The organism is Nocardia sp. NPDC057663 (assembly GCF_042799895.1).
Classification (GTDB): domain Bacteria; phylum Actinomycetota; class Actinomycetes; order Mycobacteriales; family Mycobacteriaceae; genus Nocardia.
In genome coordinates this window covers 523,850-539,078 of the sequence record NZ_JBHVHX010000002.1, presented here as the reverse complement: position 1 = coordinate 539,078, position 15,229 = coordinate 523,850, and the positions used below count along the sequence as shown (strand labels likewise).

The following is a 15,229-nucleotide window of genomic DNA, read 5'->3' as shown; positions in this document are numbered from 1 at the left end:
ATCCATGGCGCGTGGTGTCCGCACCGACCGAGTGATGGCTTCGAACGATGACACGAAAGGTGCTGAGCGCGTGACACTGTGGCGAAGCGAGAACTCGCAGGAATCCGCCGCACCGGAACCCGTCGACCCGTTCGTCGCCGGGATCGCCACCGGGATCGGCTCCTGGCCCGGCAGCGACCCCCGCGAGGCCGCCGCGACGATCATCGGCGAGCTGCCCGATCTCCCGCACCTGGTCGAGCTGCCCGATCGCGGGGTCGGCGCCGACATGATCGGACGCGTCTCGGCGCTGCTCGTCGACCTGCGCTTCGATTCGACGACCCGCGGCTACCGCCTGGCCGCCCGCCCCGGTGCGGTGTCCCGGCGCGCCAGGGATCTCCTGCGCGTCGACCTCGACGCCATCGAAGAAGCCTGGGAGACAGCGGGTCTGGCCGGTGCGGGCCGCGTGGTGAAACTTCAGTCGGCGGGCCCGCTCACCCTCGCCGCCGAGGTCGAACTCCCCGGCGGACACCGCATCCTCACCGATTCCGGTGCGGTGCGCGATCTTTCGGAGTCACTCGCCGAAGGGCTGGCCCGGCACGCCGCGGAGGTCCGCCGACGACTCGGCGCCGAGGTGGTCATCCAGCTCGACGAACCCCGGCTCACCACGGTGCTCGACGGTTCCCTGCGGGGACCGAGCATCCTGAACACCATTCGCGCGGTGCCCGAACCCGAGGCGGTGCACATCCTCGACACCGTGATCAACGCCCAGTCCGCGCCGATCCTGCTGCACACCTGCGCGTCCCGTCCCGCCCTCGGCACGCTGGGCCGCACGGCCGCCGCAGGCATCTCCTTCGACGCGTCGACGATCACCACCGCCGACCTCGACGCGCTCGGCGAGATCATCGACTCCGGCAGGAAGGTCGCGCTCGGCCTGACGCCGACCGAGGCTCCGGCCGCACCGATCACCTGGCGCGACGTCGCCGAACCCGGTGTCCGCCTGATCGACCGGCTGGGTTTCTCGCGCCGCGTCCTCGCCGAGCAGATCCTCGTCACCCCGGCCTGCGGACTGGCCGGTGCGCCGCTGCCGTGGTCGCGCAAGGCGCTCTCGCTCACCGCTGATGTCGCGCGGGCTTTCGCCGAGGAACCGGAGTCGATCACCTTCGAGTGAGGTCGCCGACAGGCCCCGCGACGTGCGGGAACGGTCGGCGGATGTGTCGGTGGGCTCGACTACTGTTCGACAGGTGAGTGACAGCGACAGCGTGGTTTCCGTGAGTGCCGAGCCGGGCGCGACCCCCGAGCAGCGGGTGCAGTGGCAGCAGCTGGCGGACGAGGTGCGCGAGCACCAGTTCCGCTACTACGTGCGCGACGCGCCGGTCATCACCGACGGCGAGTTCGACACCTTGCTGCGGCAGTTGCAGGCCCTCGAGGAGGCCCATCCCGACCTGCGGACGCCGGATTCGCCGACCCAGCTCGTCGGTGGCGGGTTCGCCACCGAGTTCACCGCCGTCGACCATCTCGAACGGATGTTGTCGCTGGACAACGTCTTCGACTACGACGAGCTGCGCACCTGGGCGAGCCGGGTGGAAGCCGAGGCCGGTCCCGACCTGCACTACCTGTGCGAGGTCAAGATCGACGGCGTCGCGCTGAACCTGGTGTACGAGAACGGCAAGCTGGTGCGCGGCGCCACCCGCGGCGACGGCCGCACCGGCGAGGACGTCACCCTCAACGCTCGCACTATCGAAGACATCCCCACTGATCTCACCCCGACCGAGGATTTCCCGATCCCGGAACTCCTCGAGGTGCGGGGCGAGGTGTATTTCCGGCTCGAAGACTTCGAGACCCTCAATGCCCAGATCGTCGCCGAAGGCAAACCGCCGTACGCGAATCCGCGCAATACCGCCGCCGGTTCGCTGCGCCAGAAGAACCCGGCGATCACCGCCCAGCGCAGGCTGCGGATGATCTGTCACGGCTTCGGCCGCATCGAGGGCTACCGCCCGCGGTCCCAGCACGAGGCCTACCAGGCACTGGCCGCCTGGGGCCTGCCGGTCTCCGAGCACACCCGCCTGGTCAAGGGCATCGACGCGGTCATCGAGCGCGTGGCCTACTGGGGCGAGCACCGGCACGATATCGAGCACGAGATCGACGGTCAGGTGATCAAGATCGACGAGATGGCGTTGCAGCGCCGCCTCGGCTCCACCTCCCGCGCGCCGCGCTGGGCCATCGCCTACAAGTACCCGCCCGAAGAGGCCACCACCACGCTGCTCAATATCGAGGTGAATGTCGGCCGCACCGGCCGGGTCACCCCGTTCGCGGTGATGGCGCCGGTCTCCATCGCCGGCTCGACCGTCGCCATGGCCACCCTGCACAACGCCTCCGAGGTGAAGCGCAAGGGTGTGCTGATCGGCGACACCGTCACCATCCGCAAGGCGGGTGACGTCATCCCCGAGGTCCTCGGCCCCGTGGTCGACGCCCGCACCGGCGACGAACGCGAGTTCGTGATGCCGACGCACTGCCCCGAATGCGGCACCGAACTGGCCCCGGCCAAGGAGGGCGACGCCGACATCCGCTGCCCCAACCAGCAGCACTGTCCGGCCCAGCTGCGTGAACGCGTCTTCCACCTGGCCGGTCGCGGCGCCTTCGACATCGAAGCCCTCGGCTACGAGGCCGCCAATGCGCTGCTCACCTCGGGCGCCATCACCGACGAAGGCGACCTGTTCGCCCTCGACGAGCAGGCCCTGCTCGGTGTCCCGCTGTTCACCAAACAGGACGGAGCGCTGTCGGCCAACGGTGCCCGCCTGCTGGAAAACCTGAACGCCGCCAAGGACACTCCGCTGTGGCGGGTGCTCGTCGCCCTGTCGATCCGCCACGTCGGCCCGACCGCCGCCCGCGCCCTCGCCGCCGAATTCGCCGGCCTCGACCGCATCGAAGCGGCCACCGGCGACGAACTCGCGGCCACCGACGGTGTCGGCCCGACCATCGCCGCCGCGGTCGTGGAATGGTTCACCGTCGACTGGCACCGCGCCATCGTCGACAAATGGCGCGCGGCCGGTGTCCGTATGGAAGACGAGCGCGACGATTCCATCGAACGCAACCTCGACGGCCTGTCCATCGTCGTCACCGGCTCCCTGCAAACCTTCACCCGCGACGGCGCCAAGGAAGCGATCCTGATCCGCGGCGGCAAGGCGGCGGGCTCGGTCTCGAAGAAGACGGCGTTCGTGGTGATCGGCGAAGCGCCCGGCTCGAAGGCGGCCAAGGCCGAGGAACTCGGCGTGCCGATCCTCGACGAGGACGGCTTCCGGCTCCTGCTCGAAGGGGGACCCGCCGCAGTGTCACCCGCGCCCGAATCCGCCGAGACCGCGCCGGAGTCCGCCGAGGGCGAGTAATCGTCTGCGGGATCCGCAGTAGCACAGCGGATCCCGCACCCGGCTCAGCGCGATTCTCAGTTCGGCGTGACGGTAACCGTCGCTCCGGTCTGCCCCCGCAGCTGGAACGACGCACACTGCCCGTTCCGAATCTCCACGTGCCGCCGCAATTTCTTGCTCTCGCTGTCGATATCGATCGTCACATCGGTACTGGTCATCGAGCAGACCTTCGACACCCCCGCCAGCACATAGGTCTGCGACCCGGCCCCCTGACACGAGTTCGTCTCGTCCCCGAGGAACACCCGCGCGGTCCCGTTCGGGCACGGGTCGGCCACCGCGTTCGGCGCGCCCAGCAGCACCACCGGCACGGCGGCGCCGGCCGTCACCGCCGCGACGACAACCCCGCGAACCATCATCCGAACAGCCATCCTGCGCACCCATCCTCGTCGTCGACGCCGGCCCGTCGAACGGCCGGTCGCGGTGTGTCCAGCATGCTAGTGCGTCGCAGGCGGACACGCCCGGCTGCTGCCGAGCTCAGCCGGCACTCCGGCACTCGGTCACCGGCCTGGTTGCGTCAGCCAGGACCGGGACCACTGCGGCGATGACGAGCTGGCCGAATTTGACGCGCCGGTACATGCGCTGAGCCGACCGAGTGTGCTCGCGGTACCACCGCAGCTGGTCGTCGAAACGCTGCCGGACGATCTCGGCAGGCGTCGTCTCGTCGCCTGCTTGCCCACCTTGCGACGCGGGTCAAGAAGTAGCACGAAATTCGATGTGCCGCTGATCTTTTCGGAACGCGACCGAGGGTGTGAACCTGCGGGGTGAGGGCATCGATCCGCGGGGATCGCTAGCGGGAGTCCGCAGGATGCGGTCCCGTCGCGAACGGGTTCGGCTCATCGTCGGCCAGCACGCCGACGAAGGGTTCACCCTCGCCGGCGAAGATGTACGCGCCGCCTTCGATGCGACCGATCAGGCCGTGGGTCCATGCCGCTTCGCTGTCGGCGGAGTGCAGCCACATGTTCATGATCTCGCCGATGTGGCCGAGCTGTTCGGGGCCTTGCTCCGGCGTGTAGTACTCGGTGACCGAGGCGCGCCACTGTTCGAGGCCGGCGATCCGCCGGCGGAGGAGGGCGACGGCTTCGTCGCGGGGCAGGTCGACGATGAACCCGATACCCGCCGAGAGCATGTCCATCTTCTGGTCGTAGGAGGTCAGGGCCTGGCGCAGCAGCGTGAAGTATTCCTCGGTGCCCTTGTCGTTGATCTCGTACTCGACGCGGGGCGGCCCGCCGACGGTGCTCGGCGCGACTTCGTGCTCGACGAGGAGTCCTTGCTTGGCCATCTGCTTGAGCGCGTGGTAAATCGAGCCGGGCTTGGCGTTGGACCACTCGTGGGCGCCCCAGAATTCCAGGTCGTTGCGGACCTGATAGCCGTGTGCTCGTCCGTGTTGCCGGACCGCGCCGAGGACAAGCAGGCGGATCGCTGACATGGACGTCTCCCTTCTGATCAACTTTGACCAAACTAGCAGTATTCAAGTTTGACTAATTGCCGAGGGCGCCGTACCTTGGCCGTCTAGTCAAATTTGATCAATGCGTGATGGAGGGCTGAAGTGACTGACCACGATCCGGCGATCGTCGTCGAAGGCTTGCGGAAGAACTACGGGGCCAAACGGGCAATCGACGGCCTCGACCTCGCTGTCAGGGCCGGTACCGTCCACGCGGTGCTCGGCCCGAACGGCGCGGGCAAGACCACGGCCGTGCGCATCATGTCGACACTGCTGCGGCCCGAGGCGGGGCGAGTCGAGGTAGCGGGCCTGGACGTGCGCAAGGACGCCGATCGGGTGCGCTCCCGGATCGGGCTGCTCGGCCAGAGCGCGGCCGTCGACGAGGAGCTCAGTGGGCGGCAGAACCTGGAGATGTTCGGGCGCCTCTATCACCTGGGCGCGCGCCGCGCCGGCGTCAGGGCCGACGAGCTCCTGGCGCGGTTCGGGCTCGCGGACACCGGCACGAAGGCCGTCAAGCAGTACAGCGGCGGCATGCGCAGGCGGCTCGACCTCGCGGCCTCGCTCATCTCCGAACCGCAGGTGCTCTTTCTGGACGAGCCGACGACCGGGCTCGATCCCCGCGGTCGCACGGAGGTGTGGAACTCGGTGCGGTCGCTGGTCGACGGCGGCACCACCGTTCTGCTGACCACGCAGTATCTGGAGGAGGCCGATCAGCTGGCCGACCGGATCTCGGTGATCGACCACGGCAAGGTCATCGCGGAGGGCACCGCGGACGAGCTGAAGACGACAACGGGCGGTGACCGCATCGACGTGGTCCTGCACGACACGGCCCAACTGGCGCTCGCGGCCTCGCTCCTGCCCGGCGAGGCGGTGGTGGACGAGGACCGGCGGATGGTCAGCGCCTCGGTCAGCGACCGGATGGCGGCCCTGACCGAGACCGTCCGGGCGCTGGCGGCCACCGGGATCGAGCCGGAGGACATCGCGGTCCGGCGCCCGACGCTGGACGAAGTCTTCCTGCACCTGACGGAGGAGAACGCGGCATGAGCACGACGCAGCAGACAGATTCGACGCTGAGCTGGGCGGCGGCCGACTCGTGGACGATGACCAGGCGCGAGCTGGCGCACTGGGCGCGCCAGCCCGTGCAGCTGGTGGTCGGGCTGGTCTTCCCGGTGATGCTGCTGCTGATGTTCAGCTACCTGATCGGTGGTGGCCGTGGCGTCGACGGCGACTTCAAGGACTACCTGGTTCCCGGCATGCTGACGATGACCATGGCCTTCGGCCTCGAGTCGACGATGCTCGCGGTCACCCAGGACCTGAACAAGGGTGTCATCGACCGGTTCCGCTCGATGCCGATGAACTCGGCCGCGGTCCTGGTCGGCCGCAGCGTCGCCGACATGCTGCAGTCGGCGGTCGGGCTGACGGTGATGATCGCGGTCGGGTACGCGATCGGCTGGCGCTGGCACGGCGGCTTGGCCGCGTTCCTGGGGGCGGTGGTGCTCCTGCTGCTGCTCCGGTTCGCGATGCTGTGGATCGGCATCTACCTGGCCATGGTCGCGGGCAAACCGGAACTGGTGCAGGCGGTCCAGATCCTGGTCTGGCCGGTCGGCTTCCTCTCCAACGCCATCGCCTCGCCCGAATCGATGCCGTCTTGGCTGGGCGCGGTCGTCGAGTGGAATCCCCTGTCGGCGACAGCGACTGCGGTGCGCGGCCTGTTCGGCAACCCGGTCGCGGCGGGTGACTCGTGGGCCGCGGCCAACGCGGAACTGCTCGCGGTGGTCTGGCCGGTGGCCCTGGTCGCGGTGTTCTTCCCGCTGGCGGTGCGGCGGTTCCGGGACCTGAGCCGCTAGCGGACTCGCCCGGCGAGAACACGGGTAACTCGCCGGGGACGGGCCGACCCGACCACGTACCCCATCGCCTGCCGCGTCGATGAGCCCTTGCGTCCCCTAGTCTGGCCAAAAGATTCGGAGAGGCGGACGAGCTCAGTGCTGCGTAGTTTTCAGGTGACAAACCACCGGTCGCTGGCCGAGGCGCAGCAATTGCGGCTCAGCAAGGGCGTCGGTGGGCCGGTGGCGGTGCCGGTGACCGCGGTGCACGGCGTGGCCGCCTCGGGGAAAACCAGCCTGATCGACGCGCTGGCACAGATGCGCGACGCTGTGCTGCATTCGGTGAGCGGCTGGGATCCGTACGCGGGGCCGGTGCGCAGGCCGCATCTCGGGTTCGCCGACCGGCCCACCGAATTCGTCGCCGGGTTCGTGGCCGAGGGGGTGCCCTACACCTACGGGTTCCGGCTCGACAATGCCGATGTGATCGCGGAGTGGTTGTACACGCATCCGCGCTCGCGCAAGCGGATCGTGTTCGAACGCACCGGTGATCAGATCAAGATCGGGCCGATGTTCGAGCCGGCTCGCTACGGTGTGGCGGCGCTGGTGCCGCTGGTGCGGCCGAACGCCTTGCTGCTGAGTCTGGCCGGGCAGATGTACGCCGAGGCGCTGGTGCCCGCGTATCGCTGGTTCGCGGCGAACCTGCAGGTGCAGCAGGGGGAGGCGGGCGGCGAGGAACTCGCCCACGATCTCGGCAGTCACATCTCGCGCTCGCCCGACAACGCCGCGCGGCTGCTGATGCTGTTGCGGACAGCGGATCTGGGCATCGAGGATCTGCTGGTCGCCGAGCACGATCCGATGTACGCCGACTACCTGCGTGATCTGGATGCCGAAATCAGCGCGCTGGCAGCACAACTCGACCACGGTGGCGCCGACCCGATCCTGCTGGAACGCGAACTCAGTACGCTGCGGGCCGCGCGGGACGCGCTGTATCGGCGGATGGTGGATCGCCGCGGCCCCGGACTGAGCCTGGTGCACGAGGGGATCGATGTGCCGTTCGAGCTGGCCGACGCGTCCACCGCCACCCGCTCGCTGCTGCGGGTGCTGCCCGCCATGCTCGAGGCGCTCGACACCGGCCAGGTGCTGGCCGTCGACGACCTGGGCGCGGGCCTGCCGGTGGAGGAGACCGACCGGCTCGTCCAGCTGTTCCAGAACCCGGAGACGAATGCTCGTGGCGCGCAACTGATCTACACCACCGCCAATCGCGCGCTGATCGATCGCGGCAACGGCCGGTCGCAGCGCACCCGCAGCGCGGTCTGGCAGCTGCGCCGCGAGCAGGGCGTCAGCGAGCTCACGCCACTGTGAGGCGGGCGCGCGGCCGCGCAGCTCAGGTATAACGGGCGCTGTCGGCGAAGCCGTCGACAGACCCGCGCACGGCCGGAGCGAAGGCGGAGGTACGCCTTAGCATGGAGACATGCTCGAAGTGGTGATGGCGGCGGCCATGGTGACGATGCTGGTCGTGACGATCGGCGCGGTGCTGGCCGCCCGCACCGGGAAGGGCGGGGGAGCGAGTCTCGAACACGGGTCGCTCTACATCACCGGCGTCAGCGCGCTGCCCGCCATGACCGGCGAGCACTACGTCACCATCACCGGCACGCTGACCGGCCCGTCGGTCACCGGAGTCGTCGTCTACCGCCGTTTCGCCTGGGACGCGGCCCACTGGCCTGCGATCGGTGACCAGCTCGCCGTCGCCTACCCGCCGCGCAACCCCGACAAGTGGGTCGCCGATCACCCCGGCCTGCGGCCGTACCTCGGGTCGTGAGGCGCGAGCTCACCGGCTTCCCGATTTTCGGGTGAGGTCGAGCTCACAGCGGTGCGGGTGGGATCATTCCGAGATGCACGGCATATCAGCCCCCACCCCTGGCACCGGCCTCGAGATCCGCACCGCACACCCCAGCGAATACGACGCGATCTCCGCCCTCACCGTCGACGTGTACGTCGGCGACGGCTACGTCTCACCCGAGGACAGCTACGTCACCGAACTAGGCGACGTCGCCCATCGCGCCGCCGAAGCGGAAGTCTTCGTCGCCGTCTACGAAGACGAGATCGCGGGCTCGCTGACCGTCGCGAAGCCGGGTACCCGCTATGCCGAGATCGCTCTTCCCGGCGAACTCGAGTTCCGCATGCTCGCCGTCGCGAAGCGGGCCCGCGGTCTCGGCGCAGGCACCGCGCTGGTTCGCGCGGTCGTCGCCGAGGCGAGGGCGGGCGGGTACGAGGCGGTCGCGCTCACCACCATGGCGACCATGGTCGACGCGCACCGCATCTACGAACGTCTCGGCTTCGTCGCTGTGCCGGAACGCAATTGGTCCCCGCACGACGGTTTGCAGCTCTACGTCATGCGCCTGGCCCTCGTGTAGGGACCGACCCGTCAGTGCAGGACAGTGGCGACGATGCCGGCGAGGTAGCCGAGGCGGGCGACCTCCGACGGGCGGAAGTCCGGTCCACCGGGGCGGCCGAGTAGCAGCGACTTGCCGGTGTTGCCGAGCGGTGCTGCCGCCAGTTTGGTGTCCATGTCGCGCCAGATCTGCGGCACCCACTCGGCCTCGCCGTCGAGCAACGACGGCTTCTCCAGCGGCATCCACGGCGCCGAACCCGCTTGCGTCTCAGGGGCGCTCGGGCTGCCGACGACGCGATAGGCGCCGGCCGGGCCCAGCCCGATGATGGTCGACCAGCCGACGCGCAGCACGCGCGGCACACCGTCGACGAGGACCTGCAGCCGGTCGTCGCGGGCGCTGGCGACCTGGTCGATCAGCTCGAGCTCGCGATGGGTGTCGAGCACGCCGGAGTACGGGCGGATGGAGTCGACGCTCACATCGTGCACGGACTCCGCGGCGGTGATCAGGGTGTCGGGCAGCGCGCCGGTAGGAACTTCGACCACCAGATCGTCGATCGCGAATCCGGCGCCGCGTTCGACGACATCGAGCGAGAGGATGTCCGCGCCGACCCCGCCGAGGGCGAGTGCGAGGGAACCGAGGCTTCCCGGTCGATCCGGAAGTTGCACGCGGAGCAGGAATGACACGTGCGTTCCTTTCCTAGGGCCGGGGTTGTTCACAATGAATACCCGGTGACGCCATACTTACACCCCTGAACGCGGGTTGCACGACTCGAAGTATGAACCCAACGCCCCGACATGCGCGAACTTTCGCGCGAGGCAGGTGCGTCCTACCCCGTTCTACCCCGTCCAACCCCTGACTAGGCGTACCTCCGCCGTCGCTCCAGCCGTGCGCAGGGCTGTCGACTGCTGCGCAGCGGTGCCAATTAGGCTGTAGCCACTACTTCCCAACCGAAGCCGAAAGGGGTCCCGCGGTGCCCGCAATCTCCCGCGACGAGGTCGCTCACCTCGCCCGGCTGTCCCGGCTGGCGTTGACCGACGCCGAACTCGACCAGTTCGCCGGTCAGCTGGATTCGATCCTCAGCCACGTGCGGACCATCTCCGAGGTCGCCGCCGACGTCCCCGCCACCGCGTCGCCGAACCCGACGACCAATGTGACCAGGCCCGATGTGGTCGTGCCAGGTCTGACTCCCGAGCAGGCGCTGGACCAGGCGCCCGCCGTGGAAGAACAGCGTTTCCTGGTCCCGCAGATCCTGGGAGAGGGCGAATGAGCGAGTTGACCACGCTGTCGGCAGCGGAGCTGGCGGCCAAGATCCACGGCGGCGAGGTGTCCTCCACCGAGGTCACCCAGGCGCACCTGGATCGCATCGCCGCGGTCGACGGTGAGCTCAACGCCTTCCTGCACGTCGCCGGGAACGAGGCGCTGGTCGCGGCCGCCGCCGTCGACTCCGCGCTGGCCGCGGGCGAGACCCCGGCCTCGCCGCTGGCGGGAGTTCCGTTGGCGCTCAAGGACGTTTTCACCACCACCGACATGCCGACCACCTGCGCCTCGAAGGTGCTCGAAGGCTGGATGTCGCCCTACGACGCGACGGTCACCTCCCGGCTGCGCGCCGCGGGCATCCCGATCCTCGGCAAGACCAACATGGACGAGTTCGCGATGGGCTCCTCCACCGAGAACTCCGCGTACGGCCCGACCCGCAACCCGTGGGACACCACCCGTATCCCCGGCGGTTCCGGCGGCGGTTCGGCGGCGGCGCTGGCCTCGTTCCAGGCGCCGCTGGCGATCGGCACCGATACCGGTGGCTCCATCCGTCAGCCCGCCGCGGTCACCGCGACGGTCGGCGTGAAGCCCACCTACGGCACCGTGTCCCGGTACGGCCTGGTCGCGTGCGCGTCGTCGCTGGATCAGGGTGGCCCGTGTGGTCGCACGGTGCTCGACACCGCGCTGCTGCACGAGGTGATCGCCGGCTACGACCCGCGCGATTCCACCTCCCGCGATGTGCCGGTGGCGCCCGTGGTCGAGGCGGCGCGACAGGGCGCCAACGGTGACCTGACCGGTGTGCGCGTCGGTGTGGTGCGCGAATTGCATTCCGACAGTTACCAGCCCGGCGTGCTGGGTTCCTTCGACGCCGCGGTCGCGGTGCTCGAGGAACTGGGCGCCGAGGTGGTCGAGGTGTCGTGCCCGAACTTCGAGTACGCGCTGTCCTCGTACTACCTGGTGATGCCGTCGGAGGTGTCGTCGAACCTGGCGCGCTTCGACGCGATGCGCTACGGCCTGCGCGTCGGTGACGACGGCAGCCACAGCGCCGACCAGGTGATGTCGCTGACCCGCGAGGCCGGTTTCGGCCCGGAGGTCAAGCGCCGCATCATCATCGGCACCTACGCGCTGTCGGCCGGTTACTACGACGCCTACTACGGTCAGGCGCTCAAGGTCCGCACGATGATCGCGCGTGACTTCGACGCCGCCTACGAAAAGGTCGATGTGCTCGTCTCGCCGACCAGCCCGTTCACCCCGTGGAAGCTGGGCGAGAAGGTCGACGACCCGCTGGCCATGTACCTGTCGGACCTGTGCACGCTGCCGACCAACCTGGCCGGGCACTGCGGCATGTCGGTGCCGTCGGGACTGTCGGCCGACGACAACCTGCCGGTGGGCCTGCAGATCATGGCGCCCGCCCTGGCCGACGACCGCCTGTACCGGGTGGGCGCGGCCTACGAGCTCGCCCGTGGCGCGCTGCCCGTGCCCGCGGCGGTCTGAGAACTACCGACAGCAGGGTGCGCTGGGCCGAATCGGTCCGGCGCACCCCGTTTTTCAGATCTCGGTCGCCCGCTTGCCGACGCCCGCGGTCATCGCGGTGAAGCCCGCGCGCAGGTGCTTGCCGAGCGCGAGGTTCACCACGGGGCTGAGCCAGCCGGCGAGGGTGAACCGCGACTCGTAGCGGGTGCGGCCGGGGCCGAGCGGCACCACGGTGTGCGAGCGCAGGCTGTGCAGCGCGCCCAGCGGTACCGGCTTCATGGCGTAGCTGAACTCCACGCCGGGCGTGTGCGTGCGAATCCACTCGCGCTGCGGACGGCGGTTGCCGCCCAGCTGCACCTGCATGTCGATGGGCGAGCCCGGCTCCAGCGTGCTCGCCGCCTCGTAGCAGAAGGTGTTCCATTCGCCGTAGCGACCGAAATCGGTGAGTACCTCCCACACCTTCTCGGCGGGGGCGTCGATCTCGATCGTTTCGTCGATAGTGAGGGCCATGCGTGAAAACTAGGACATGTTCTAGTTTTCGGCAAGCGCCTCAGGCGAGGCGGCGACGTCGTTTGCGCAGCGCGTCGATGATGACCGCCGAGGCCGCCGTCACCGCGAACAGGCCGAGCACCGTCCGCGCCAGCGGCCACAGATTCGGCCGGTCGGCCGGGTCGGTCGTCGCGAAGACGTTCTCGACCACCGGGGCGCCGTACTCCTGCCTGCGTGAGTTCACGTCGACCGCGGTGAACGCGATATCGGCCATGACAGCGCAGCGGGCCCGGGAGAACTCGTCGTCGCGCTGCTCACAGGCCGCGTGGATGCGCCGGTTCAGTGCCGCGTCCACCGAGCGCCGGGCCCAGGCGCCCAGCGGTTCGTCGACCCGCTCGGCGTAGCGCAGCATGTCGTAGCCGAGGTCGTGCGCCATGCAGGCCGGGCCGAACTCGGCGGGCAACGTCACCGGGGAGGAGCAGCTGCCGTTCGGGTTCACCAGCAGACCGTCCTGCTGGGCCGGGTCGTAGCCGAACTTGTAGCCGAAGTCGGGCGGGATCAGCGCGGGGGCGTCGAGGTCGTCGTCGGTGAGCGCGCGGACCACGGCGGCGGCGGCCGCGTTCTCGGTGCCACCGGGCGTGGTGCCCATGGCGCCGGGCGCCGACATGACGACGGCGGCGGCCATGGCCAGGCCCGCGGTGCACAGGGCGACACCGCTGCGGCGGCGGTGCGCGGCTTCGGCCGGCGTGCCGGAGTTCGACGAGGCGGAGGCGACGGAGACGGCGGTACGGGCACGGCGAGCGGCGGGTACCGGGCGAAGCGGGGTGTTCATGGCCTCCGACGGTAAGGAGCGGGTCCGGTGGCGGGCATCCCGCTGTGGACCGGTTCTCGGGGCGCGCGGGTGGGTGACCCGGCGCCAGGGTCACACCAGGGTAGGGGGTGCGAAATCGCTCGGCGGTATGAGGTCCGCTCACCGGACGGTTCGTAGGCTCGAGCCATGTCCGGACAACTGCGCCCCGCCGCTCGCATCAGCGCGCGCACCTGGTTCGACCTCACGACGGTGGCGGTCGCGCTGATCCTCTACAGCATCGCCTGGCCGACCCTGTTCGTCACCCACGACGTGCCCGCGGCCCTGGCTCCGCTGCTGTCGGCGTTCGCGGCGTTCCCGATCCTGCTGGTGCGGATCAACCCGTCACTGGGCTGGGCTGTCTCGGCGGGCGCGGCGCTGCTGTTCTCGGTCGGCCTCCAGCCCGCACCGGACAACGATCTGCCGTTCCAGGTGGTGCACATCATCGTGCTGTTCGTGCTGCTGTTCGCGGTGGCGCTGCGGGCCGCGGTGCCGATCGTGGTGGTGGCCTGGGCGGCGCAGTCGATGCTGTTCGCCACCACGATGCCGGGCTCGGCCCAGGGGCCGCTGTGGGGGTGGGCGATGGGCTTCGGCGCGCTGGCGCTGTTCGGCTATCTGCTGCGCATCGTGGTTGCCTCGCGGCGCAAGCTGGAGCGGCAGGAGGAGGTCACCGAACTCGAACGCGCGCGCAGGGCCATCCTCGAGGAGAAGGCCCGCATCGCCCGTGACCTGCACGATGTCGTGGCCCACCACATGTCGATGGTCGTGGTGCAGGCCCAGACCGCGCCCTACCGGATCACCGATCTCGATCCGGCGGCGCGCACCGAGTTCGAGTCCATCGGCGCCACCGCGCGCACCGCGCTCAACGAGATCCGCGGGCTGCTCGGGGTCCTGCGCAGCGACGGGCAGCTGCCCGAGCACGCGCCGCAGCCGCGAGCCGCGGACGTGCCGGAGCTGTGCGCCTCCGCGCAGCGTGCGGGTCTGCCGGTCGAATGGACCGTGACCGGTGAGCTCGAGGCAGTCCCCGAGACCACCGGGCTGACGGTCTACCGGGTGGTCCAGGAGTCGATGGCCAACTCGGCCAGGCACGCGCCCGGCGCGCCGGTGCTCGTCGCCGTCGCCGTGGCCCCCGACGCGGTGACGGTGACCGTGCGCAACGCGCCGTCGGTTACCCCGTCGCGCCCCGGTGCGGGTGGCGGGCACGGCATCGACGGTATGCGCACCAGGGTCGAGGCGGTCGGCGGTTCACTGGCTGCCGGCCCCACCCAGGACGGCGGTTTCGAGGTCTCGGCGAAACTGCCCACCGTGTAGGAGTACGTCCATCGCGAAAGACCGAGGACCGCTTCGCGTCTGCGCACACTGGGAGTACCTCCGCCTCGCCGCGGCCATGCGCGAAAGACTGTGGAACGCTACGCGTCGGCGCGCACTAGGGTGGTCGAGTGGCAATTACCGTTTTGATCGCCGACGACCAGGCGATGGTGCGGCAGGGTTTCGGCGCGTTGCTGGCTGCCCAGCCCGACATCAGCGTCATCGGGGACGCGCCGGACGGCCGGGTCGCGGTGGCCGAGGCCAAGCGGTTGCGGCCCGACGTGGTCCTGATGGACGTGCGGATGCCGGAGATGAACGGGCTCGAGGCCGCCCGCGCGATCCTGGCCGCCGGTTTCGATCCGCCGGTGCGGGTGCTGATGCTGACCACCTTCGACATCGACGACTACGTCTACGAGGCGCTGAGCCTGGGCGCGAGCGGCTTCCTGCTCAAGGACGCGCCCGCCGAGGAACTGGTGCGGGCGGTGCGCGTCGTCGCCGACGGCGAGGCGCTGCTGGCGCCGACCATCACCCGACGGCTGATCGCCGACGTCACGCGCAGGCGCAACACGGCGCGTACACCCGCCGCGCCCGCGTTGACCGCGCTCACCCCGCGCGAACGGGAAGTGCTCGAACTCGTCGCCAAGGGGCTGTCGAACACCGAGATCGCCGAGGCGCTGTTCGTCGCCGAGCAGACCGTGAAAACCCATGTCTCCAAGGTCTTCTCGAAGCTCGGCCTGCGCGACCGGGCCCAGGCGGTGGTGCTGGCCTATGAATCCGGCCTGGTCGTCCCCGGCTGA

17 protein-coding genes are annotated in these 15,229 nt (G+C 69.7%); 11 read left to right on the top strand and 6 right to left on the bottom strand.

Features of this window, described 5'->3' with window-relative positions; genetic code table 11:
- Positions 1–76: 76 nt before the first annotated feature.
- Positions 77–1,147 (top strand): methionine synthase, encoded by a 1,071-nt coding sequence (locus tag ACFVAV_RS07155; protein ID WP_379031831.1) that lies wholly within the window; start codon positions 77–79, stop codon positions 1,145–1,147.
- 73 nt (positions 1,148–1,220) lie between these two features.
- Positions 1,221–3,362: an NAD-dependent DNA ligase LigA gene (ligA, locus tag ACFVAV_RS07150; protein ID WP_379031289.1), complete on the top strand. Its 2,142-nt coding sequence runs from the start codon at positions 1,221–1,223 to the stop codon at positions 3,360–3,362.
- Between the two features lie 56 nt (positions 3,363–3,418).
- On the opposite strand, the gene ACFVAV_RS07145 is transcribed toward ligA, so the two are convergent.
- The 3 genes from ACFVAV_RS07145 to ACFVAV_RS07135 form a co-directional block, all read right to left on the bottom strand.
- Positions 3,419–3,769 carry a hypothetical protein gene (locus ACFVAV_RS07145; RefSeq protein ID WP_379031286.1) on the bottom strand — a complete coding sequence of 117 codons (351 nt, stop codon included), beginning with the start codon at positions 3,767–3,769 and terminating at the stop codon, positions 3,419–3,421.
- 106 nt (positions 3,770–3,875) lie between these two features.
- On the bottom strand, positions 3,876–4,016 hold the full coding sequence (locus tag ACFVAV_RS07140) for a DUF4231 domain-containing protein (RefSeq protein WP_379031828.1): 141 nt from the start codon (positions 4,014–4,016) through the stop codon (positions 3,876–3,878).
- 172 nt (positions 4,017–4,188) lie between these two features.
- The gene (locus ACFVAV_RS07135; RefSeq protein ID WP_379031283.1) at positions 4,189–4,827 is read right to left on the bottom strand and encodes a PadR family transcriptional regulator; all 639 of its coding nucleotides are present in this window, start codon (positions 4,825–4,827) and stop codon (positions 4,189–4,191) included.
- A gap of 120 nt (positions 4,828–4,947) precedes the next feature.
- On the opposite strand from ACFVAV_RS07135, the gene ACFVAV_RS07130 reads away from it, so the two are divergent.
- The 5 genes from ACFVAV_RS07130 to ACFVAV_RS07110 all read left to right on the top strand — a co-directional run bounded on the left by ACFVAV_RS07130 (position 4,948) and on the right by ACFVAV_RS07110 (position 9,079).
- Complete coding sequence (locus ACFVAV_RS07130; RefSeq protein ID WP_379031280.1) at positions 4,948–5,886, top strand: ATP-binding cassette domain-containing protein; 939 nt, start codon at positions 4,948–4,950, stop codon at positions 5,884–5,886.
- Positions 5,883–6,689 carry an ABC transporter permease gene (locus ACFVAV_RS07125; protein ID WP_379031277.1) on the top strand — a complete coding sequence of 269 codons (807 nt, stop codon included), beginning with the start codon at positions 5,883–5,885 and terminating at the stop codon, positions 6,687–6,689. Before ACFVAV_RS07130 ends, ACFVAV_RS07125 begins: the two co-directional genes overlap by 4 nt.
- A gap of 153 nt (positions 6,690–6,842) precedes the next feature.
- Positions 6,843–8,027 (top strand): ATP/GTP-binding protein, encoded by a 1,185-nt coding sequence (locus ACFVAV_RS07120; protein WP_379031274.1) that lies wholly within the window; start codon positions 6,843–6,845, stop codon positions 8,025–8,027.
- Between the two features lie 109 nt (positions 8,028–8,136).
- On the top strand, positions 8,137–8,484 hold the full coding sequence (locus ACFVAV_RS07115; RefSeq protein ID WP_379031271.1) for a hypothetical protein: 348 nt from the start codon (positions 8,137–8,139) through the stop codon (positions 8,482–8,484).
- Positions 8,485–8,557: 73 nt separating this feature from the next.
- A complete protein-coding gene (locus ACFVAV_RS07110) occupies positions 8,558–9,079 on the top strand; it encodes a GNAT family N-acetyltransferase (protein ID WP_379031268.1) in 522 nt (173 codons plus the stop codon).
- An 11-nt stretch (positions 9,080–9,090) separates the two neighbouring features.
- Here ACFVAV_RS07110 and ACFVAV_RS07105 read toward each other — a convergent pair whose 3' ends face one another.
- The gene (locus ACFVAV_RS07105) at positions 9,091–9,741 is read right to left on the bottom strand and encodes an amino acid-binding protein (protein ID WP_379031265.1); all 651 of its coding nucleotides are present in this window, start codon (positions 9,739–9,741) and stop codon (positions 9,091–9,093) included.
- Positions 9,742–10,028: 287 nt separating this feature from the next.
- On the opposite strand from ACFVAV_RS07105, the gene gatC reads away from it, so the two are divergent.
- Positions 10,029–10,325 carry an Asp-tRNA(Asn)/Glu-tRNA(Gln) amidotransferase subunit GatC gene (gatC, locus tag ACFVAV_RS07100; protein ID WP_067493225.1) on the top strand — a complete coding sequence of 99 codons (297 nt, stop codon included), beginning with the start codon at positions 10,029–10,031 and terminating at the stop codon, positions 10,323–10,325.
- Positions 10,322–11,809 (top strand): Asp-tRNA(Asn)/Glu-tRNA(Gln) amidotransferase subunit GatA, encoded by a 1,488-nt coding sequence (gatA, locus tag ACFVAV_RS07095; RefSeq protein ID WP_379031261.1) that lies wholly within the window; start codon positions 10,322–10,324, stop codon positions 11,807–11,809. Before gatC ends, gatA begins: the two co-directional genes overlap by 4 nt.
- A gap of 54 nt (positions 11,810–11,863) precedes the next feature.
- On the opposite strand, the gene ACFVAV_RS07090 is transcribed toward gatA, so the two are convergent.
- Both ACFVAV_RS07090 and ACFVAV_RS07085 read right to left on the bottom strand, forming a co-directional pair.
- Positions 11,864–12,298 (bottom strand): SRPBCC family protein, encoded by a 435-nt coding sequence (locus tag ACFVAV_RS07090; protein WP_379031258.1) that lies wholly within the window; start codon positions 12,296–12,298, stop codon positions 11,864–11,866.
- Positions 12,299–12,338: 40 nt separating this feature from the next.
- On the bottom strand, positions 12,339–13,109 hold the full coding sequence (locus tag ACFVAV_RS07085; protein ID WP_379031255.1) for a hypothetical protein: 771 nt from the start codon (positions 13,107–13,109) through the stop codon (positions 12,339–12,341).
- 165 nt (positions 13,110–13,274) lie between these two features.
- Here ACFVAV_RS07085 and ACFVAV_RS07080 point away from each other — a divergent pair, with 165 nt between their 5' ends.
- Positions 13,275–14,435, top strand: a complete 1,161-nt coding sequence (locus tag ACFVAV_RS07080) for a sensor histidine kinase (RefSeq protein ID WP_379031252.1) — start codon at positions 13,275–13,277, stop codon at positions 14,433–14,435.
- Positions 14,436–14,563: 128 nt separating this feature from the next.
- A complete protein-coding gene (locus ACFVAV_RS07075; RefSeq protein WP_379031250.1) occupies positions 14,564–15,229 on the top strand; it encodes a response regulator in 666 nt (221 codons plus the stop codon).